The 23,232-nt window shown below is 37.6% G+C and carries 16 protein-coding genes and 1 pseudogene; 7 read left to right on the forward strand and 10 right to left on the reverse strand.

Features of this window, described 5'->3' with window-relative positions; translation table 11 throughout:
* Positions 1-17: 17 nt before the first annotated feature.
* Positions 18-560, reverse strand: a complete 543-nt coding sequence (locus tag DVJ99_RS11390) for a helix-turn-helix domain-containing protein (RefSeq protein ID WP_240430846.1) — start codon at positions 558-560, stop codon at positions 18-20.
* Between the two features lie 774 nt (positions 561-1,334).
* Between DVJ99_RS11390 and putP the strand changes: the two genes are divergently transcribed.
* The gene (gene putP / locus DVJ99_RS11395; protein ID WP_114604298.1) at positions 1,335-2,882 is read left to right on the forward strand and encodes a sodium/proline symporter PutP; all 1,548 of its coding nucleotides are present in this window, start codon (positions 1,335-1,337) and stop codon (positions 2,880-2,882) included.
* A gap of 110 nt (positions 2,883-2,992) precedes the next feature.
* Here putP and mbcS read toward each other — a convergent pair whose 3' ends face one another.
* Together mbcS and nhaC are read right to left on the reverse strand one after the other, a co-directional pair.
* A complete protein-coding gene (gene mbcS, locus DVJ99_RS11400) occupies positions 2,993-4,582 on the reverse strand; it encodes an acyl-CoA synthetase MbcS (RefSeq protein ID WP_114604299.1) in 1,590 nt (529 codons plus the stop codon).
* Positions 4,583-4,939: 357 nt separating this feature from the next.
* Entirely contained in the window at positions 4,940-6,415 is a 1,476-nt protein-coding gene (nhaC, locus tag DVJ99_RS11405; RefSeq protein ID WP_114604300.1) for a Na+/H+ antiporter NhaC, read from the reverse strand.
* Positions 6,416-6,921: 506 nt separating this feature from the next.
* Between nhaC and DVJ99_RS11410 the strand changes: the two genes are divergently transcribed.
* Entirely contained in the window at positions 6,922-7,644 is a 723-nt protein-coding gene (locus DVJ99_RS11410; RefSeq protein WP_114604301.1) for a poly-gamma-glutamate hydrolase family protein, read from the forward strand.
* Between the two features lie 190 nt (positions 7,645-7,834).
* The gene (locus tag DVJ99_RS11415) at positions 7,835-8,566 is read left to right on the forward strand and encodes a poly-gamma-glutamate hydrolase family protein (RefSeq protein WP_162912196.1); all 732 of its coding nucleotides are present in this window, start codon (positions 7,835-7,837) and stop codon (positions 8,564-8,566) included.
* Between the two features lie 59 nt (positions 8,567-8,625).
* Here DVJ99_RS11415 and DVJ99_RS11420 read toward each other — a convergent pair whose 3' ends face one another.
* The 7 genes and pseudogenes from DVJ99_RS11420 to DVJ99_RS11445 all read right to left on the reverse strand — a co-directional run bounded on the left by DVJ99_RS11420 (position 8,626) and on the right by DVJ99_RS11445 (position 16,578).
* Positions 8,626-11,313: a YfhO family protein gene (locus DVJ99_RS11420; RefSeq protein WP_240430847.1), complete on the reverse strand. Its 2,688-nt coding sequence runs from the start codon at positions 11,311-11,313 to the stop codon at positions 8,626-8,628.
* 66 nt (positions 11,314-11,379) lie between these two features.
* Positions 11,380-12,975 (reverse strand): gamma-glutamyltransferase, encoded by a 1,596-nt coding sequence (locus DVJ99_RS11425; protein WP_114604304.1) that lies wholly within the window; start codon positions 12,973-12,975, stop codon positions 11,380-11,382.
* Entirely contained in the window at positions 12,962-13,138 is a 177-nt protein-coding gene (locus DVJ99_RS13170; protein ID WP_158698128.1) for a hypothetical protein, read from the reverse strand. Before DVJ99_RS13170 ends, DVJ99_RS11425 begins: the two co-directional genes overlap by 14 nt.
* Positions 13,128-14,200 (reverse strand): annotated as a pseudogene (locus DVJ99_RS11430) (CapA family protein). Before DVJ99_RS11430 ends, DVJ99_RS13170 begins: the two are co-directional and overlap by 11 nt.
* A 14-nt stretch (positions 14,201-14,214) precedes the next feature.
* Positions 14,215-14,667, reverse strand: coding sequence for a poly-gamma-glutamate biosynthesis protein PgsC (pgsC, locus tag DVJ99_RS11435; protein ID WP_105994548.1), 453 nt, complete (start codon positions 14,665-14,667; stop codon positions 14,215-14,217).
* A 2-nt stretch (positions 14,668-14,669) separates the two neighbouring features.
* Positions 14,670-15,830 carry a poly-gamma-glutamate synthase PgsB gene (pgsB, locus tag DVJ99_RS11440; protein WP_114604305.1) on the reverse strand — a complete coding sequence of 387 codons (1,161 nt, stop codon included), beginning with the start codon at positions 15,828-15,830 and terminating at the stop codon, positions 14,670-14,672.
* Between the two features lie 490 nt (positions 15,831-16,320).
* Positions 16,321-16,578, reverse strand: a complete 258-nt coding sequence (locus DVJ99_RS11445; protein WP_114604306.1) for a hypothetical protein — start codon at positions 16,576-16,578, stop codon at positions 16,321-16,323.
* 260 nt (positions 16,579-16,838) lie between these two features.
* Here DVJ99_RS11445 and DVJ99_RS11450 point away from each other — a divergent pair, with 260 nt between their 5' ends.
* From DVJ99_RS11450 to DVJ99_RS11465, 4 genes are all read left to right on the forward strand, one after another.
* Positions 16,839-17,678, forward strand: a complete 840-nt coding sequence (locus tag DVJ99_RS11450; RefSeq protein WP_114604307.1) for an alpha/beta fold hydrolase — start codon at positions 16,839-16,841, stop codon at positions 17,676-17,678.
* Between the two features lie 339 nt (positions 17,679-18,017).
* Entirely contained in the window at positions 18,018-18,578 is a 561-nt protein-coding gene (locus tag DVJ99_RS11455; protein ID WP_114604308.1) for a hypothetical protein, read from the forward strand.
* A 41-nt stretch (positions 18,579-18,619) separates the two neighbouring features.
* Complete coding sequence (locus DVJ99_RS11460; RefSeq protein WP_240430849.1) at positions 18,620-19,201, forward strand: YSIRK-targeted surface antigen transcriptional regulator; 582 nt, start codon at positions 18,620-18,622, stop codon at positions 19,199-19,201.
* A gap of 262 nt (positions 19,202-19,463) precedes the next feature.
* Positions 19,464-23,232: YPDG domain-containing protein (locus DVJ99_RS11465; RefSeq protein ID WP_114604310.1), on the forward strand; the 3,769-nt coding region annotated here is incomplete at its 3' end.

Genomic DNA, 23,232 nt, shown 5'->3' on the forward strand with positions numbered 1-23,232 from the left:
CCTTTCAAGTTTGGAAGTTAAAACAGTTTCGGTGTGACTACACTTAATACTGTAGCTGGAGATTCTGATTCGTTACTGCAATAGTGTTTAAATCGAGAAGGGTAGTGAAGTACTTCTCCTTCTTTCACTGTGTACTTTCTGCTGTTGACATAAAACGTTAATTCTCCGGATATCATATAATAAAATTCTTCGCCCCCATGCATTGAATTCTCGCTGCGATCACCGGGTAGAAGTGTAATAATAAATGTTTCTAAGTTGCGATTTTCAAATTCGCTGGAAACGCGTTTGATTGTTAAATTAGAATGGTTAATGTTTAATGGCTTCATTTTCTGAGGTTGTACATGGAAGTCGTTATTCTCTGCTGGTGAAAAAAATGAAGTAATATTAACATCTAAAGCTTTTGCAATTTTGTCGAGTGATGTAATCGCGATTGATGATTCACCCCGTTCGACTTGAGACAAGAAACTTGTTGATAATCCTGTCAGAGTGCTGAGTTGTTTCAAAGTTTGCTGCTGTTGATTCCTAATGAGTTTGATTTGAAAACCAACTTCCTCAATCATTTGCTATCCCTCTTTCAGTTACAGTATTAGTGTAATTTTGTTTAATATTACCACAATTAGATGTATTTTCAACAAATATTCCGAATATTACAATTAATAAAACCGCATTAAGTACTGTGATGACAACGGTTGCGCTTGTTTAAATTTTTTACAATATTTTAGTTGATTTTTGGTTAAAAAGCAGGTCAAACTAAATTTTTTTCAAAAAAATTTTAGTATTCGCTGTAACCACTGATATTTGAATAACGAACGAGGAAAAAACTTTTGAAAAAACCCTAAGAAAACGGGGGTTTTTGCCAATCTGAATTTGCGTAAAATCTTCATTGTGTTAAGCTAAGAAACATCTTTGCTAAAAAGTTAAAAGCAATTTTTTGCAAGGGAAAAAGGATTTCAGGTTAATATTTTGGTCAGGTAAAAGGTTCTCAATCCATAAAAAAGGGTATGAGAAAATAGCTTTTCTAAAAAATGTTTCTCGAACAGTATTTTATACAACGTTACATAAACAAAGGACTTTGATTTAGGACATTGGGGGAAGTCTGTTTGAGAGATAGTTCAACATGGATTGAGCAGTTCGAGAGGGGCGAGTACATTTCATGTACTTTTCGAACGTTGATTGCTGATCAAAATAAAATTTCAGGGTGAATGGGGGCTGTATGAAGTCATTCAAACACTTGGCTTCTAAGCTTTAAATGGATTCTGAACCTTGTCATTGCAATGCCTAAGAACGATCCGTACATTTTATTCCAATAATTTGAAAGGATGTTTATTTTAGACATGTTTACTTTAGGAGCAACATTGAGACAACAGGTACACCCAGACTGGCAGACTTATATCATGATTGGATTATACTTCTTAATCCTTCTTGTAATTGGTTACTACGGCTATAAGAAAGCTACAGGCAATGTCAGTGAATATATGTTAGGCGGACGCAGCATTGGGCCGTACGTTACAGCACTTTCTGCAGGGGCATCCGACATGAGTGGTTGGATGATTATGGGCTTGCCCGGCGAAGTTTATACTACTGGACTTTCAGCCGCATGGCTCGCAATCGGTTTAACATTAGGTGCATACATTAACTACTTCGTAGTAGCACCGAGACTTCGTGTATATACTGAAAAAGCAGGAGACGCAATTACGCTTCCTGACTTCTTCAAGAACCGTTTAGATGACAAATCAAATATTATTAAAATTATTTCTGGCGGTATTATCGTCGTATTCTTTACCCTTTATACACACGCGGGTATGGTATCAGGCGGTAAACTGTTCAACAGTGCATTTGGAATCGACTATCATTGGGGACTTATTTTAATTTCAGTGATTGTTATTGCATATACATTCTTCGGAGGTTACTTAGCTGTATCGCTGACAGACTTCTTCCAAGGTGTCATTATGTTAATCGCAATGATTATGGTGCCGGTAGTAGCACTATTGAAATTAAATGGATTAGATACATTCCAAACTGTCACAGACTTGAAACCGACAAACTTGGATCTGTTTAAAGGGACAACAATCATCGGTATTATCTCATTCTTCGCATGGGGCTTAGGTTACTTCGGTCAACCGCATATTATCGTGCGCTTTATGAGTATTAAATCAGTAAGACAATTAAAAACTGCGCGCCGTTTCGGTATCGGCTGGATGGCTGTCAGTTTAATCGGTGCAGTATTCGTTGGTTTAATCGGTATTGCATTCGTTAAAGATAAAGGCGTGGAATTAAAAGACCCGGAAACATTATTCATCTTAATGGGTCAAATCTTATTCCATCCGTTAGTGGGCGGTTTCTTATTAGCCGCAATCTTAGCTGCGATTATGAGTACGATTTCTTCACAATTATTAGTAACTTCAAGTTCATTGACTGAAGACTTCTACAAATTAATCCGCGGTGAAGAAGCAGCAAGAAAACGTGAAAAAGAATTCTTGATGGTAGGTCGTTTATCAGTACTGATTGTCGCAATTATCTCAATTGCGATTGCATGGTCTCCAAACGACACAATCTTAAACCTTGTAGGTAATGCATGGGCAGGCTTCGGTGCCGCATTCGGTCCGTTAGTTGTAATGTCATTATATTGGAAAGGTTTAAGCCGTACAGGCGCAATCAGCGGTATGGTTGCAGGAGCAGTAGTAGTTATCTTGTGGATTGTATTCGCTAAACCACTAGGTGAAACTAACGACTTCTTCAACTTATACGAAATCATTCCAGGCGTGATTGCCAGCGTATTAGTTACAATTATCGTATCTAAATTTACTAAAAAACCAGCAATCGATGTTTCAGGCGACATTGATCGTGTGAAAGCAACGATTGATAAACAAATGAAATCTTAAGTGTTTATAAAATGACTCGGCAGATGTAAAATCTGTCGAGTTTTTTATATCCCAGGAAATAATGATAAGCATTAAAAAGGCCCCGCCAAGAGGCAGGGCACATCATAAAGTTAATTTTGGTTATTTTCGTATTTTGCTTTTTCAGCATCACGTAATTCTACACGGCGGATTTTGCCTGAATTTGTTTTAGGCAAATCTTCCACAAATTCGATGGCACGCGGATATTTATAAGGTGCGACATCGTATTTCACATAATTTTGAAGCTCTTTGACTAAATCATCGCTTGCTTCATAACCGTCTTGCAAGATAATGAAAGCTTTAACAATATTACCACGTAACTCATGCGGACTTGCGACAACTGCACATTCTTTAACAGCCGGATGTTTTGTTAGAGAATCTTCAACTTCGAAAGGTCCGATTGTGTATCCAGAACTGATGATAATATCATCTTTACGGCCTTCAAACCAGAAGTAGCCGTCTTCATCGATTTTCGCTAAATCGCCTGTCATAAAGTAATTGCCGACAACACGTTCGCGTGTACGTTCTTGATCTTTAAAGTAACCTTTAAAGAGTGCAGGCAAGTCAACGGGTACTGCAATATTTCCGACTTCACCGACTTTTGCAAGATTGCCGTCATCGTCGATAATTGTTGTTTCACTGCCGGGGATGGCTTTACCCATTGAACCTGGACGTCCCTCTACGTCTTTAAGCAAGCCGATAAGCAAAGTACTCTCAGTTTGGCCGTAGCCGTCACGTACAGTAATATTGAAAGTATCTTGGAACTTTTCTACAACTTCTTGATTCAGCGGTTCTCCGGCTGATACAGCGTCATGCAAGTGAGATAGGTCATATTGGCCTAAATCTTTGAGTTTCGCCATAATACGGTACTCAGTAGGCGTACAGCATAGCACGTTGATTTTGTACTTCTCTAGCAGCTCTAAATAGATAGTGCCGTTGAAGCGTCCGTTGAATACAAATGCTGTCGCACCAGAAGTCATTGTAGATAAGAATGGACTCCAAACCCATTTTTGCCAACCAGGTGCTGCAGTAGCCCAAACAATGTCATCTTCTTTAATATTCAACCAATGTTTCGGCGCCATTTGCATATGCGCATAGCCCCAACCATGCGTATGTACAACTGCTTTTGGATTGCCTGTTGTACCTGAAGTATACGGCAAGAATGCGACGTCATCACGTTTTGTCGGTGTGATTTCAAGTTCATCGCTCATTGTTTGTTTGCCGTCTTCGACGTTAATCCAATCTTCTTTGTGTCCCCCGATGATGAACTTAGTCAAGTCATCATACTCTTTAACGCCTTCAAATTCGTCTGCACCTGAAGCGATAGATAATACAGCATCTACTTCACCGTTCGTAATACGGTATTGCAAATCTTTAGTTCTAAGCATCTCTGATGCCGGGATTAAAGCAACACCTAGTTTTAAGGCCGCAATATAGACTTCATATGTCTCGATACTGCGTTCCATTTTGATTAATAAGGTATCCCCTTTTTTCAAACCGTTTTCTTTAAATAAGTTGCCGATACGGTTTGCGCTTTTAATCAATTCTTTATAAGTAACTTTAGTAGTTTCACCTGCATTGTTTTCAAAGATAATTGCTAATTTAGACGGATCTTTCGCATACATTTCAATTTCAGAAACGATATTAAAATCCTCAGGTGCTACCAAATCGGGTTTATTCATTTTTACTCCTCCTAACACTAACGCACGTTTCCATGGATTTTGGAAATAGAATACTTCTCCATTCTATCAATCTTCAGCTTATAAGATAAGCAAAGCACCTTTTATTTTGCTTAGAAAACGTTTTCTTAAAGTGTTTTAATGGTCTTATATCTTTATATGAGCAACGTTATAATTATTTTGAATATAAATAGGAATGATTAGGGTTATCTGAGAAAATAATTATCGTTTGAATTCGACTAATAAGGAAGGTTCTCAAAATATGTAAGTCAAAAAGCAGTTATCATACAAAGAAGACACCCTCATAAAGAGGGTGTGCAGCTATAGTTATTTTATTAAGTCAAAATATTTCGATAATTGTTATGCTAAATTCGTATCGTTAGGCAAGACCGCTTTCTTTTTTCCAGCATCCGCACGCTTATCCTTAGGCAATTTCACAATCTTGAAGCCAGTGTAAGCGAAGATGACAGAAATGATCGGTACTAAATAGTTTAAGATCGCAAATGGTGCATATTCCATAACACCGACACCTAAAGTCGAAGCGATGAAAACACCGCAAGTGTTCCACGGTACGAAGACAGAAGTCAATGTTCCGCCATCTTCTAATGCACGAGATAAGTTTTTCGGATGCAATCCTTTTTCATTGAATGTTTTCGCGTACATACGTCCTGGAACAATAATTGAAATATATTGTTCAGAACAAGTGAAGTTAGTACCGATACAAGATAAAATAACTGAAGTTAACAGAGAACCTGTATTCTTTGCCCAACGTAAAATAATACTGATTAATGAATCCAGCATACCTGAATATTCTAAGACCCCACCAAAAGTCATCGCAACTAATGTTAATGAAATGGTATAGAACATAGATTCTAAACCGCCGCGGTTAAAGAGTTCATCTACCATTTTATTACCAGACTCCATTGTATAGCCCGTTTGCAGCGCTGTCAGTGCTTCTATTAAAGAACCGCCTTGTACAAAGATTTGTGCAAAGAAACCTAAGATAATACCGGCACAAATCGCTGGAATTGCGGGTACCTTCAACATAACTAAGACAATTACTGCTAATGGAATCAATAATAACCATGGTGAAATCAAGAATTGATCTTGCATTGTAGTAAGGATTTTATTGATATTTTTCGGATTAAAGTTTTTATTTCCGTATTGCATACCGATAAAGAAGAATGCGACAACAGAAATCAACAACGCAGGTATTGTTGTAAACATCATGTGTTTAATATGTTCGAATAAATCTACTTTTGTCAGCCCTGATGCTAAGTTCGTCGTATCTGATAGAGGACTCATCTTATCACCGAAGTATGAACCGGAAATAACTGCCCCGGCAACCATTCCAGGATTGATTCCCATACTCATACCAATCCCCATAGAAGCAACCCCCACAGTTGCCATGGTAGACCAAGAACTTCCGATGGCCAGTGCAACAATACCGCAAAGCAGTACAACGACTGCTAAGAAGAATCTCGGGTCAATTAATTGCAACCCATAGTAAATCATTGTCGCAACAACACCGCTGCCGATCCAAGAACCGATAATCAAACCGACTAAGATGATGATGACAATCGCAGGCAATGCGTGTCTGATCCCCTTATACATCATCTGTTCGACATCATCGAATTTATAACCATGCAGCATGGTTACCCCAATCGCAACCGCTGTCCCAATCATAAGCGGTATATGCGGTTCTTTCTTTAAGACTGCTACAGTAAATAGCATGACTGCAATCATCAAGCCTAAAGTGAATAATGATGGCCAAATACCAATGTGCTTTTTCTCTTTTTCTTCAACAACTTGTCCATTTTTCTCTTCTCCTTGCATAACATCAACCACGCCCCTTTTATATCTTTAGTGTCATAATACATAAATTTGAAATCGCTTTCAACACTAATATGGCAAGGGAATTGCCACTTTAAGATAAGCACCTGTATTTTCAGGGAAAACACTGTCATTTCACAAAACGCTAGAAAGCTAGTTATATCAAGTGTTTTGATAATTCTGACAAATTTAAAATTGAATGAATTTGACACCATTTTAAGTGCTGAAAAAAATTAAAATTATTTTTGATGTGTTCATGACCCCTTGAGAATTATTACAACATTTAAGATTTATGTAAACATGGTTTTGTATCTGCTTCCGCTTATTTCATAACTTCTCTAATTATTATTAATTCAGATTCATATATTTACGTAAAAAAATATGATTATTTAGTGTCACAACGGAAAGAATATTATTAATAGGAATAATCTTAGGATTATTCCTAGATGTTGGAAAACAAAGGAGCAGCGTTATAAGTAACAATTTCAAATGACAAAGGGGAGTTGTCTATGACAAAGACTTTGAAAAATCCGTTAGTAGTATTGGCAGGTGCAATAGCGGCGATTGTGATCGGAATAATATTACTTGCACCTTCTGATGCAGGAGCAGCGGATCGTTATCAATCGATGACAGAATTACAGCAGCAAACACAAGAAGGTGTAGATTGGCAGATAGATACGAAACAAGGGACAAATGACACAGTCATTGTGGCACCGCATGGCGGCGGTATTGAACCAGGAACAAGTCAAATTGCAGAAGAAGTAGCAAATAAAAACAATGCAAGTTATTATTCATTCCAAGGTATCAGACCGACGAATAATAAAGAGTTGCATGTTACTTCTATTCATTATGATGAACCTAAAGCACAAGAAATGGTGAATCAATCTCAAAGAACAGTCACAATCCATAAAACAGCGCGTTCAGGCAATGATATTTATGTAGGCGGACGCGATGCACAATTACGCAACAATATTTCACAATCACTTACTCAAAGAGGGTTTGATGTTGCACCTGCGACAGGTAATATTGCGGGACAAAGTTTAAATAATATTACCAATCAGAACCAGCAGCAAGCAGGTGTACAGATTGAATTGAATAATCAGTTTGCCAACCAGTTCTTCAAAAACGGCAATGTCTTCCGACCTGAACGTGAAAATCCTGAGAACTATACTCAGCAAATGCATTCATTTACGGATGGTGTTAATGAAGGATTGAATCAGTCTCAACAATAAGAAGAACATGTAAAAGCAGTGTGTTGTTATCAGCACGCTGCTTTTACATGTATTAAGGCAAATACAAAAATCAATTGCCTCAATACATGTCCTATCGTACCGACTTAGACAGTCTTATAATTCTTGTACCGAAAAATTGAGACGTGTATCATGGGCAGTAACCGAAATTATGAGCAAGGAGGCAAGGCGTATGACCAATCACGCCTACATAAAATGGATTGCCGCAGCGGTGTTAGTTATCGGTATCATCGTGATTATTATCGTGATGATGCTGTCGTACACTTCTCGTACAGGATGTGCCGCTGATAAATACAATTCTATGACAGATCTTAAAAGTGATACTGAGGAATGCAAAGATTGGGAGATAGAAACACGCAATGAAACCAACCCAACGGTGATTGCGGCGATACACGGCGGCGGTATCGAACCGGGAACGACTGAAATCGCAAGAGAACTTGCTGATCAAACAGGTTCTGGCTTCTATTCATTCAGAGGAATACGCTATGAGAACAACCGAGACTTGCATGTCACAGCTATTCATTATGATGAGCCGAAAGCACAAAAGATGGTCAGACAATCTGAACGTACCATTACTATTCATAAAGCAAGCTTGAGTGACAGCGATGTCTATATCGGCGGTCGCGACATAGCATTAAGAAACCGCATTGCACGTGTCTTATCTGAGAGAGGTATCTCCGTCACAAGAGCAGAAGGGAAGCTTGGCGGTAAGAACCCTCATAATATCGTGAATCAAAATAAAAATCGTGCAGGGGTTCAAATGGAGTTATCCAATCAGTTTGTCAGAAACTTTTTCAAAGATGGTGATATGTCTAAAGCATCCAGAGAAGATTCAGACAACTGGACGTCTAACTTCTATGAATTTATTGACGGTATGGATGAAGCGTTAAATGAAAATGAATAATGAAAAGAGAGCAGTGAAGCTTCGTTAATAAACAAAGCGGCACTGCTCTTTTTAGTCGATTAATCTTGAGGATGAGGTTTTACTTTTTTATAAACAAAACGTGTAAAGAAGATAGAAAGGATAATACCAGCTAAACTGATGAATAATAATAGGTAGAGATGCGGCGGTGTGTAAGACAGTTCAATCTGTTCTTGTCCTTTTTTAACAGGAATGACAGTTTGAATACCGTTGTCTTTTTTAACTTCTACTTCTTTTCCATCAGCTTTGGCTTTCATACCTTTTTCGTAAGGTGTCGGTACGACGAGATAGCCTTTATCGTTTTTGCCTTTAGTGAATCGATAACCATGATCGGTTTGTTTGATTTTAACTTTATCTACCTCTTTAGCGGCAGATTTCAATGTTTTATAGTCTTCGCCGTAAACGCCTTTTAATTGATATTTGTACTTGCCTTTTTGCAGATTCAATCGTACTTTATCGTCGGCTTTTACGCGAATCGTAATCGGGTTGACGACACGGCGGTATGAGTAGTTGAGTGAAGAACGCTGTTGTCTGGCTTCATTCAACTTCACTTTGTGCGGCTTGTCTGGTGATTTTAATTCCAGTTCCATCTCGAAATACAAGTCTTTGTATTTGTTTTTAATGTTATCAGGGACTTCATAATCAATACCGCCGTTTTTCTCTTTGACGTGCAGTGTATGGTCATCTGGTTCCCAATCTGCATCGTCCGACTGCTCTTTGATATCGTCTTTTAAGTTAACATTATGTTCAATGTCTGGTGTGGTTGTCTTAGGATGGTCTAACACAACACCTTTTAACATTGCATGTTCACGGTCAATCGGTGTTTTCAGTGATTGTTTATCATACACTTTATCTGTGATGTGTGTGGCTGGATAATCAATGGTGCTTTCGGAATGTTTGTATTTATGTTCATTGCCTTCGATGACTTTCTTCGTTTTGAAGCCGTAAGGCATAGTAGTGTCAGGCGGGTTCTTGAAGCGGTCTTGTACATTCCATAGTGCCATTAAGTTGGCGCGATTGCCTAAGAAGCGGTGATTACTGTTCTTATCAATCGGTTGCTGAATCTGCATGATGTTATCGTAATAGTTCAAGACATCTCCGTTGAATAAGCTTGAATATAAAGCCACGCCTCTAAAGCCGTAAATCAATGGAGAGTTTTGTGCCGGGAATGAAAGGTATTCAATACGGCTGAACGGATCTTTGGTTTTCTGTAGATGGTCAAATTCCTTTTGAAGTTTTTCACTGTTGTAATTATCTTTCTCCATAGAGGCGATAGGGCGTTCATAAATGTCCATATGTGTATCATGATAGTTCTTGATCATTACAGCTTGCTGGATAAAGATTAAGCCAATCATGATATAAGGTGTATATTTCATGGACAACAGTTCTTTGTTTTGAAGCAGGACATACATAAACAGCATGATAATGAAAGTTACAATCATAAAGCTGTTATCGCCATCATAGTTGGTAAACATATACAGCATACCGCAAACACATAATGCACAAGTGATAACAAATTGCTTAATCGACACTTCAGCTAAATGCTTAATGAATAGCGCAATGAGCAAACTGGATGAGAACCCTAACAGATAGATCCATCTTCTAGCTGGTAAGGAAAAGCCGTTAAAGAAACTATCGAAATAAGGGGTCAATGAACCAATCAGCATAATCCAAGTGACAATCGCAGATAAGCGATAGAAATAATATTTATATAAGTTGAATGCGCATAGTGCAACAAAGGTAAGCATTGAAATCGTGATATAGAAACCATCTGAAAAGATATGGTATTTCTCTTGGAAATCAATGAACCATGAGAGTTTCAAATTAGGATTGATTTGGCGGTCATTAGCCATGACACCTGAAACGCCTGTATAAAAACCGACGATACTGACCATTAAACTGAGTACAGCCGCAATAGCTAATACATAAACCTTTTGTACACGATTGACCACATCCTTGCGATACGGCCAAATGATACGATAAAGGAAATAGAACCCTAATGTAATGAACTCATAATAACTGAAATAGAAATTAGAGAATAAAGTCAGTGCGACTGCGATAATAAATAATCCGATTTTACGTTCTCGAAAGAAGCGTTCCATCCCTAATAGAGATAGGGGGAAGAATATTAATACATCTCCGTAAAATGACCACGTAAAATTGAAATAAATGGTTACGACAGAGATGGCATACATTAAAGTCGCGCAAATCGCAATCGTTCTCTTGGTGATAAGATATCTGAATAAGTAGTAACTGACCGCAACGGTTAAGAAGACACGAATATAACATAAGAAAATTTGCGTGCCTGCCCAAAACTTGATGTCATGCGTCGGCAAGTGAAAAAGCTGTTCGCCTATCCAAATGAAAAAGAAATAAATCAACATGATCGGTGATGTCGCATAGTAATAGGATAGACTCTTGGTATAATCACCGCCTAAACCAAATGACACATCATAGAAACTTCTAAAGTGTGTATATTGATGATACAAATACTTCTGAAAAGGAATTAACTGTGAAAATCCATCGCCTTTACCAGCAAAAGCCAGCCCTTTTGAAAATGAGTTGATGAAAAAAGGGATAAAGATGATGGTGGTCAGTGCTAAACTGGCCAGCAAGATTGCGAGTAATCGCAATGCCTTAGTTTTATGATCTTGTGAAATGGCGATGCTACCTCCTTTAAAATGAAAGAAGCGAGGTATGAGATACAATCTTGCCATTGCTTTACTCATTGCCTCGCTTGCTTTTTGTACATAATCAGGTGGGAGAGGGCGGGAAGTCCCGCCGCCTTTTGCACCTTATCTGATTTCTACGTCGTGTCCTGTTTCGACTTTTTTGTCTTTCTTGAAGTAAGTGGCACCTTGAAGACTTCCGAAGTTAGGGTTGTCTGAACTATTGACAGGTTTATAACCGAGGTCTTTGAAGTTTTTGATTTGTTCATCATCCATACCGTCTTCATAATACATTTTCTTACCATCGTTATAGAAACGCGGTTTCTCAATTGCTTTTTGCAGCGAGTCGCCGTTACGCAAGTAAGAAGATAAGAATTCATGTGTTAATGTCGGTACCTTGTTGCCGCCTGGTGTGCCTGCACCTACGTAATAATCATCACCTACAACGATTGTCGGTGAGATATAAGAACGCGGTGATTTATGCGGCTCTCCTTTATTATCGCTTTTTGGCGCTGTTGAGAAGCGTTTCAGCGAGTTGTTTAGGAAGAAGCCTTGTTCAGTATACTTGCCGTTACCGAAGAAGTTATTCAATGTGTTCGTTGTACTTGTCATTTTGCCTTTTTTATCAATGACAACGAAGTGTGAACCTGCTGTATTGACTTGTCCTTGCAATCCGAAGTTGTTTTCTTGATTTTTGTATTTGTTCGCACGTTTCAGTACGTATTCATCTTCAACTTTCTTCATGTCGTTAGGCACTTTATCATTGATTAAATATCTGTTTTTGAAGTTGACGTTTCTTGCGTTAGCTACACTTTCTGCGAAGTCTTTCGGTGTATCTTCGCCATAGTTGCCGTTTAAGGATTGATCGATTTTCAATGCCTGTAATGATAAGAACCCGCTTGTCGGGTTAGGTGTGGTATAGACTTTATTATTAAGATAGTCTGTAGAAATCGGTTGTTTCTTTTTCGTGCCATAGTCGTTAAAGTCTTTTTCTTCTAAGTTGCCGTCCGTTTGTTTAGCGATACTTGAACCCAGCTTTTTATAGAAGTAGTCGTCACCATGATCTCTGATGCCTTTTAAAGTATCTGCTAAGTCTTCTTGTTTTACAACGTCACCGCTGCTCACGACTTTATTGTCTTTGAAGAAAGGTGAATCTTTATCGATGGTTGCGCTGTATTTTGAAAGAAGTTTGGCTAAGTCTGTGTTGACTTGGAACCCATCCTCAGCTAACGGAATCACATAATTCAAGATTTTTTTCTCGCTCATTTTTCCCTCTTTGTCATGCATGTCGTGCATACCTTTAACAAACCCCGGTACGCCGACTTGGTCGCCGTTTTTGTAGTGGTAAGATGAAACGGCACTATAGTCATATACGCTTGGTTTAGAGCCTTTCTTTCCATCATATGTCATGGAAGCCCCTTCGCCGCCTAAACCAGCAGCATAAGGCTCTGTTACTGCTAACGTATATGCAACACCATAGGCTGCATCGGCAGAGTTCCCGCCATCTTCTAAAATTTTGTTACCAACTTCTCTGGCGATTTTATTGTTCGTCGATACCCCATATTTTTTATCTGCGCTTTTATGGTTTTGCGACGCTAATTTGTTTTCATACAATTTATCTTTATCTACTGTATCTTCTTTGTTCACGAAGTAGAAGACCGTCGAAATGATGAGGGTGACTACAAAGATAACACCCAAAACCTTTTTGCTATAAATACTCATGGAAGATGACGCCTCCATTTAGACTTACTTTTTGTTCGATTTTAAGGTCTTGCTTTTCATATTTATCTAAAGGCTCGTTTGCGTTACTCATGATAATCATCAGAAAGATAGCCGCAATTACCAGCACGATTACACCATAAAGAATGTAATTTTTAACTTTCATATTGGTAACCTCCTTTAGTTTGTTTTAATTTGATCGACGGATCTGAGATACGGTTTGTTAATTTTTGTTTTTCAATGAAATTCATATTATCTTTTGTAATTTGGTCTCCTGATGTCTTAATCGGTGTGATCATGAATTTACTTTTATCTCCGTCCCATGATTGCTGCAATGCGAGTCCTTTTTTGTTCTCTGATAAGAACTTGTCGGAAGTCACATTACCGAGACTGTAGAAGATATCTGTACCTTTATGCTTCTCGATTTTTTGTACGACTGAGTTATGACCAACAACGACATCAGCGCCGGCATCTGCCAGGGCATGACCGTATGTACGTTGACGGCTTGTAACGTTCGGCTCATCTGGGATACCCCAATCGACATTGACAATGACCATGTCATTATCTTTCTTTAATTGCTCGATTAACGGTACAAAAATTTTAGGGTCTAAAGCAATCGAAGTGGTCGCTTTTCTAGGGTCCATATATTTTGAGTTCACATCTGTAAAGGACACACTGGCGATTTTCTTGCCTTTGACTGTCTTATGCGACACTTTACTGTTAATCGCATTTGAACCGTTACCCGTAATAAAGTTATAGCCGAAGCGTGAACTTGTCTGTTTCTCGATTTGTTTGATTTGTTCTAAATCAACAGAGTTGTTCGTTAAGTTTAAGTTTTTAAAGCCTTGATGTTTTAAGAAACTAATATTTCTCATGTTCTTTTTGATATTTTTTTTAGGATCCTCAGCAAAGTTATTCACATTCAAGCTTGCTGTTGAATAATCACTGTCTTCAATGATGTCTGAAATTGAACCGAACATATCATGCAGACTGTTTTGGCGGATATGTTTGTTTAAAGTGACGTTGCCGAAATAAGCAAGGTGTACATCGTCTTTTTGTCTTTCGCAAATACGTCTACTTTATCTGTTTTGAACGCTACCATAAAGATAATGAGCAAAACGAGAGCAATGACAGTGACACCAATCATATATTTAGAATTATGCTTTTTCTGGTTTTTAGACTTTTTAAGAATCCAATTCTCTATATTGAAAGGTTCTTTATTCGCCATAATGCATCTCCTTTTTATTTAATGAAGCTATATGCAAATAAAACAACGTAAGTCATGCAAGTCAGCAACATACATGAAGCTAATGTTGTAATTGTGCCTTGTTTTTGAATTGTATTTGCGATGATACCAGGAATGACGATACCGATACCGGATATCTGTATGACCTCAAATGGGGTCAGTGGATAAATCAAGTCGAATATGAACTTGATAATCATACCGGTTAAAATCATTGCTGCGAACTTACGACGACCGTATAGCAATGCAACTCTGCTAATACCGTGTGCAACGATGAAGTATGTTAAACAACTGATCAGAAGCACGGATAATAACATAATCGGCTGATCGAAGATTAATGCTAAGTAACCCGGAACAACCAGACCGGCTGGTGTAATCCCGAATTTCTCAGCGAATATCAAACTCAGCACGATGCCTACGAATAATGAAAAATACAGCTCTGAACCTACCAAAATTAATCCAACCCTTCTAATAAATTGACAACTTTCTTACCATTGCCGTGTATATTTCCGACACAAAATACCAGTGCAGATTTTGATTCTTCAAAAATAGCTTGTTCTACTTCTTCGAACGGCTTCCCTTCAAAGTTCAAGTATTTCTTGTCCGGGCGCTCATTCTTCATGACTTCTGTTACTAATTGCGTACTCTTACCGACACAAATCAATGTGTCGTAATCGACTTTAGTAATGAAATCTTCAGCGAAGAGTTTCGTGCGGTCTAATCTATCGCCACGACAGTTTAAGATAATGACTTTCTTTTCGTGAGGATATTTATAATCGATGACTTTCTGTAAGATGGCTTTTGAAGATTGAGGTTCGTTTGCCGCGAAGGCGTTAACGAAAATATTCTTCGTATCATTCTTGTGGTAATAATGTATATGAACAGCACCGCTGTCTGGCGGAGCATTCAGCATACCTTCAAGTGCTACTTCTTTGTTAGCACCGATTGCTTCAGCAACACCCATCGCAATTGCGACGTTATCTGGGAAAACAATGTAATCGAATTTACGAAGGAGGGACTCTTCTACTTCGTCTCTGTCGACGATAATTGTTTCGGTGTTGCGTTTGTCAGCAACCTTTTTGAAAAAGTCTGTGTAGTCGTCTTTCATGATGACTAATTTGCCGTTGTATGGAATCGTAGCTGTAAATGCTTCTGCCACTTCATCCAAAGTAGGGCCGAGTGTTTCCATATGGTCTTCCATAACGTTCACAATGACACCTACATTGGCACGTAATAACTTCTCCTGGAATGTTATTTGATAGTCAGGGTTAACAGCCATACATTCGTTAACGATAGCTTCGCCATTATTATCAATCACATTTTGAAGAATTTCTTTTTGCTCACCGATGTTAGGGCCTTGCGGCTTACGAACAACGGGATACTCTTTCTCATCAAACCAATACAACATACGTGCATCGGTTCCTGTCGTCTTACCGATTACTTTGTAGTGATCTTCGCGCATAATGCCGTAAATCAAACGTGTAATGGTAGATTTTCCGCGGATACCGTTGATGTTGATACGTAATGGGATTTTATCAATACGTTTTCGATGTTTGCGCATTTCTAAGATGCCTAGAACCAAGATTAAAGCAGAAAAAATTACAACTAGTAACAACTATTTCACCTCATTCTTTTTTGTCCCCGAACAGATTAACATATTAGATTCTTAAAAAATACAATTTTACCGAAATGTAAAAATGTTTATAATCTGTTATTAATCGTTAATAAAAATAGTATTAATATTAGTAGTTGATAACTAAAATAGTAATTATCTAAATAGAGGGGGAATTCGGAAAATTTTATAATGACCATAAAACAAGACACGACAATTGTTAACATGAGTCATCTTTGCCTTCTGCCTAACAATTGTTTGACAATGGTAATATTTGTAATATATGTAATATCTTTAGTGTATTGAAGAAAAATAATAGAAATAGATTATAAGTATCAATTTATATTTACACAAAAGAGGAAAGATTTTTAGCGTGCAAGGCTTTAATTCTCTGCTATGTATTATGGCGTCAGATTCTGTCGCAGACGATAAAAAAAGGAGTCAGAAGATAAAAAATACCCGCGTACTTCTATTGAAATACGCGGGTTAAATATTAAAAGAAAAAGAACATTAAGCCTAAAATCGCAAGGATGCATGCGAGTATTTTGCTTTCTTCAAAAATATAAACAGCGAAACTGACTAACATGATAAGACGTGAGCTTCTGAAGATGAAACTCGCACCAGGAATATGCATCAGGTGTGTACGATTTAAGATCATAATAATGAAGACGATTATCATAGCTATAATACCTAAGCATAATGTGATTTTCTGGTAATTTTTCATACGTTCGAAACGACTAAGTACGGCCATCGGTGTACCTCCTTTAAGATGTGATGAAAACTGTGATATGTATGAATGCATTTAACCTATAAGATATACAAAGGATTAATGTTTTTCAATGCAATTTACATTAAAAATATATTAGTGCAATAATCCGCATAAAACCTTTACATTTGCGTGTTTTACGTGAAACATCGTTGATTTTGCATGATTTGAAGAATTTAGGGAAACGATTGGCATATCAAACTTTAAATGGCTTCATAGCATTTATGTAGAGAAAGGGAATGAATATGGAAACTTTAAACTTAAAGGGTACCAACTTGCATTACCATAAACTCGGACAAGGACCTGTCTTAATATTAATTTCAGGTGCTAATGGTACAGGAGATATCTTTTTGCCGATGGCAAAAACATTAGCAGAGTATTATACCGTCATTGCGGTAGATCGCAGAGGCTTTGGACAAAGTCATCTTACAGCACCGCTGCCGGCAGAAGTCAGCAGTTCGAAAAGCGAATATCGTGTTAAACAAGATGCAAAAGATATCGTACGATTAGCAGAACATGAAAGCAAAGATGCGCCGGTCAATATTTTCGGTACAAGCACCGGCGCAATTATTGCGATGCACCTTTTGCAAGACTATCCAGATATCGTGAAAACAGCAGCGCTGCATGAACCGCTTATCAATTCATTCTTGCCTGATGCCAAATACTGGCAAGATAAGAATCAAGCGATTGTAGAAACTGAAAATGATGAAGGCATGTCAGATGCGATGGAATTATTGGGAGAAACATTACGTGTCACATCTCTTGACCAAGAAATGATGACACAACCAGCAGAAGATGCAGAAGATGAAGTAACAGTACAACATCTGAAAGAAATGGAAAATTGGTTTGAATATGAATTGCGCCAATATACTGCATCTCAAGTGACAATCGAAACGCTGCGAATGCTAAAAGAGAAAATCATACTCTTAAACGGCACAGATGCCGCAGGCTCATTTCCGCAAGAAGTGAACAATTATCTTGCGACCGCATTATCTATTGAAATAAACAGAATGTCGGGCGGTCATCTCGGATATGTCCAAGAACCGCATGACTTCGCTGAAACACTTAAAAAAATCTATCAATAAAGCACATTCAATAATCTCACGCTGTATCCATTAAGTGATACAGCGTATTTTTTATGTTCGTCTATTGTAATTTCAGAAAAATAATTGTTGACAAAAACAAATGTTTGTAAGATTATGATAAAAGTATTTTTAGTTGATAGTAGGAAATCTTGTTGATTGAAAACGATTTATTCAAGATAACATTATAAGTACAGTGTTATAGGTGTACAACTTGTGAGCAATTGTATGTTATAAACATACAATGTTTAATAATATGTACAATTAAATATTTCGTTTTACCATTATGATAATAATGTAAGCAAAGAATCTTCCAACTACTAGGAGGTCGATGATTAGAAAATGACAGAACAATCTATACTAAAATCACTTCACGTATGTTTAGGCGTAAATGTTAAAGCATACGATTCTAATCTGAACGAGATACAGGAGTATATAGCAGATAAAGTATCAGGCCTACAATACAATGAAATAGAGCTTATTAAATCAGTTGAGAATGAGACGTACAACTGCTTTATTTTACCTGGCGGGTTAAACGAAGTATTTTTACTTCATAACTTTAAAGATAAATATTATATATTCGGACCAATAAAAATCAATTGTTTATCATTCGAAAAAATTTTTACTCAATACTTTAAAGAGCAAAATATATGTGTCAAATTCAAGCAAGTAAACGGTAAATATTTAAAAGAAAAAACAGCATACACAATTGAGGATATAAAAGGCATTATTAAATTGGTTAATTATTTTTTTGAGTTTGATGAAAATGATTTATCTTTCAAACCCGTACATAACTATGTTTTGAAATTACAAAAAATATTGGATGACGCCGGATTAGATGAATTGCTGTTTATTGAAAATGAAACTGAAAAAAAGAAAGTTGAGTACGAGAAAAACTATTAAAGTTAGTAAAACAGGGCTACACAAAAACATTGAAAAAGTCTTTGAAAGATTTGGAAGGAGAATACATGTCTCTAGGTAAAAGAGATTCTATTAGAAGTGAAAAAAATTATTCAATTATTGTTTTTGAAAAATTATCACAACTCGCAATAGAGTCAGGAATGGATGTTCTAGAAGCTACACGCACAAGAGATCAGATGGTTAATGACAATGAAGCCGCAAAAAGTTTCTCAGAAATTATGAAAGTTAGAAATGGTGCCATTGTCTTCTTTACGAAAAAAATCAGTGAAATAACAGATGAGCAAATTTCGCCGTTTCTATCTTCTGTGCTCAGTTATATCAATGAAAATTTATATAATGAGCTGACGATAGAGTCTATCGCAAAAGAATTTAACATTAGCCAAACAACTTTAAATTTAAACTTTAAAAATGAACTTGGAATGACTGTTAAGAACTATATCACTAAATCTAAATTAGAAGATGCTAAGAAATTACTAGATAGAAACCTAAGCATAAGTGAAATCTCCCAAATGTTAGGTTATGCCGATTCGTCTCACTTTTGTAAAAAATTCAAAAAAGAATTTCATATGACACCTACACAGTATAGAAGGAATGTAATTTCTTAAAACATAAAAAAATTGAGTTTTGACCTTTTTTATTAAAAAATACAATCATTTGCTTTAACGAAAAATTAAAATTTATTTAAGCCGTCTAATTTGTAATTGTGCCAAATTTATTATGTGAGCCCCATTGATAAAAATTCTCTCTATAAATAATAAGTACTTTTTAATGTCCTAGAGGTACAAATCAAATTAGTTCGGCATTTTCAAAAAATGAGTAGTAGTAAATATTAATAATATATATTGATTAAATTAAAGGAGAATAGATATGAAAAAAACTTCTAATATGTTTGACGCTAAACGTCAAAATAAGTATTCGATTCGTAAATTCACAATAGGTACCGCATCTATTATAGTAGGTGCCGCGCTATTATTCGGCCTTGGGGAAGAGGCAAGAGCAGCTGAAGTAACATCACAAACTTCAAATCAATCTAATGATAGTTTGACAGACCAACCTGGTACAACACCAGATCAATCAGCTACAGATGTACAAACAACTGATACAGAAACAAGTCAAGTTGAAACACAAACAAATACTGCAGCTCAAACAGAAACACAACCAATAGAAACATCTAAAGAAACAGCACCGGCAACTGCACCAGAAACTGCAGAACAACCAGCACCAACTGAGGATGTAACACAGCCGAAAACAGAACAAACAGAAACAACTGATGTCAAAGAACCAGCACCAGAACAACAACCAGCATCAAAACACCAGTCAGCAACACAAGAAGCACCAGCTGAACAGCCGACATCTGTCAAAGAAGAAACAGCAGCAAAAACTGAAGACACTACAGTAAAAACACCAACAGCACAAGAAACGGCACAAACAGCACCTGCTAAAGAAGAAGTCGTTGCATCTGAACAAAATAATGCAACAGCACCAGCAGAAAATAACACTACTGAAGTTGCACCACAACAGGAACAACAATTGAAAGCGGCAGATAACACAACGGTTGAAGGAACACAAGGGACACCATCATCAGTTAGTCAAAGTGATGTACCAGTAAATCAAGAAGATTTATCAGCAGCATTACAAAACTCATCTAACGAAAAAGATAATAATACTGTTCTAGCTACACAAGGTTCACAAACGTTTGCTAGAAGATCAACATTTGCAGCACCTTCAACATTTGAGTCACTAGCAGCAGTAAATGAGCAATCTTTAAAAGAACAATTAGAAAAAGAAGCTGTGTACTCTCCTGGAGTTTGGAATCAAAAATATGGTTATCAAGGTTATGCAGTGGTAATGCGAGAAGGTAGTAAATATAACAATACATCTAGTCAAAAACCAATTCCGAATGTACCGGTATATTTACAATGGACGGATAGTAAAGGTTATGTTTCACCAGTGTATTATACAAAATCAGGACAAGATGGCAGATATGTGTTTGATTTATCAAAACCACAAACAGATGCTTTAGGACAAGAACATACATTTAATTTGGCAGCTGACGCAGGTATTGGAATAAGAACATGGGCAGAGAGTCCAGATAATACCTTAGATGTTGTTAAACATGGTGATGGTATTCGAGGATTCCACAAACGTCTTGAGCGTGTAAATGAATCTTGGGACTTTACAGCAGGTATCAACCGTATTGTGAACAGTCAAGTTTTATTACGTGAAAAAGCATTAGCAAATGACTGGTTGACTAAACCAGAAGAACAGTGGGAAACTTCTGGTACTTCTGATGGTATTTGGAAGAACACTGGTATTTACGGTAAAGTTTCTGGTTCGATTTGGCATGATTTAACTGATCCATATGGTTCTGATGCACGTTGGATTAAAAAAGATCCTTCAGATGTTAATGCTACAGGAGTAAAAGTTATAGCTTCATATGTTAATGATGAAGTTGCAATTAAATTTGACGAATGGAAAAAAGCAAATCCGAATGCTACGGTAGAGGATTTTAGAAACGCACAAGAATCAATTGTGACTCAGTACCAAGCAGAGAATGGTGAAGGTTCTCATATTGCGGAAAGTGTTGTTGGTACGGTTGATAAGAACGGAGATTATTATATTCCATTCAGAGGGCTTTATGGTATTAGCCCTTACCAACAAAACTCTGGTACATCAATTTCAAAAACAATTTCTGATGAAGAATATGGAACATTGGTTAAAGATGCAGATATTTCGCATAATAATTTGATGGCATGGAATGGTACAGTTGGTCAGAAACATAGACATATCAACTCTGACTATATGTACATTGCACCACTTGTTAATAATATACCGACATTTGGGAACAACTACCATAACAATATGTTTACATCAGCTGACGTTTCTCGAGATCTTGGGGATGCTAAAATGCTAAGTTCATATAATGGATCATCACAAGATTTTGCGTTTGTTTCTACAAACCCAATGCATAAAGTTTCGGTTGAAAACTCAACAACTGATGTAGCAAAACCAGGAGATGTATTAGTCAATAAAACAGAAGGTCTATTTACTGGTCAAGAATATCAAATTCAGTGGTTTAAAGATGGTGTAGCAATTGGTGACCCAGTAACGGTTACAGCGGATGCAGATGGAACTGTAACATCAGTGCCAACGACGGTTTCTCCAGATTTAGAAAGTACAGCTATTTATACTTCAGGTGTATTTTCTCAAGGAGTTAGTACAGCTTCAACTTCCAATGCATTAGCACTTGATTATATTTTGGCAGAACCATTTACTAAGGCAGAACTTAACGAACCAGCTTACCAAGCTGAAACTGGATTACCAGGTTCAACAGTAGATGTAAAATCACCGACATTTACAGATCAAAACGGTGCAGATGTAGCGGTTCCAGAAGGGACAACGTTTAAGTTAGGTGAAAATGGTCCAGAAGGTGTAACGATTAATTCTGATGGATCATTAGTTGTGGCAGTACCACAAGATGCTGTTCCGGGAAGTGTGATTACAGTTCCAGTAACAGTAAGCTATAACGATGGTTCTACTGACACAGTCAATGCAGAGGTAACAGTTCAAGCGCCGCAATCAGACTTAAATAATCCAACTTACCAAGGTGGAGAAGGTACACCAGGAACAACAGTAGATTTAGCTTCACCAACATTCACTGATCAAACAGGTACACCAGTAACACCTCCAGACGGTACAACATATGCGGCTGGAACAAATGCACCAGCAGGTGTCACTGTTAATCCAGACGGATCTTTAAGTGTAGCAATTGCAGATACTGAAGAACCAGGAACAACTATTTCAGTACCAGTAGATGTAACGTACCCTGACGGTTCAGTAGATACAGTCAATGTACCAGTTACAGTAGTACCTCAAGCACCAGTTGTTTTACCTACAGAAGCAGGTATCGATCCGATTGCTGGCACACCTTACCCAGTAACAGGTACAGGTTATCCAGGCGGAACAGTAGATGTGACTTTACCAGATGGTACAGTTCAACAAACAACTGTAAATCCAGACGGCACATGGACAATTAACCCAACTGCACCATTAGAAGCAGGTCAAGTTGTAAGTGCTACACAAACAGTAGGCGTAGATTATAATGGACAACCAAATGTATCAACAGCTGGAACTGGTACTGTAGTTGATACAACAGCACCGGATGCACCAGTAGTAAGTCCAGTAACAGATGCAGATACAGCAGTATCAGGCACAGGCGAACCGAACGGCACAGTAACAGTGACATTCCCAGACGGTGCAACAGCGGAAACACCAGTAGATGCTGAGGGCAACTGGACAGTGAATGTACCAGAGGGTACGGACTTGAAAGCCGGCGATGAAATCAAAGCAACAGAAAAAGATAAAGCAGGCAACGTATCCGTACCAGGCACAACAGTAGTAACAGATGAAACAGCACCGGACGCACCAGTAGTAAGTCCAGTAACAGATGCAGATACAGCAGTATCAGGCACAGGCGAACCGAACGGTACAGTAACAGTAACATTCCCAGATGGCACAACAGTGGAAGCACCAGTAGACGCTGGCGGCAACTGGACAGTGGATGTACCAGCAGGTACAGACTTGAAAGCCGGCGACGAAATCAAAGCAACAGAAAAAGATGAAGCAGGCAACGTAT

The sequence above is a fragment of the Staphylococcus sp. EZ-P03 genome (assembly GCF_003344575.1).
Lineage (GTDB): Bacteria > Bacillota > Bacilli > Staphylococcales > Staphylococcaceae > Staphylococcus > Staphylococcus simulans_B.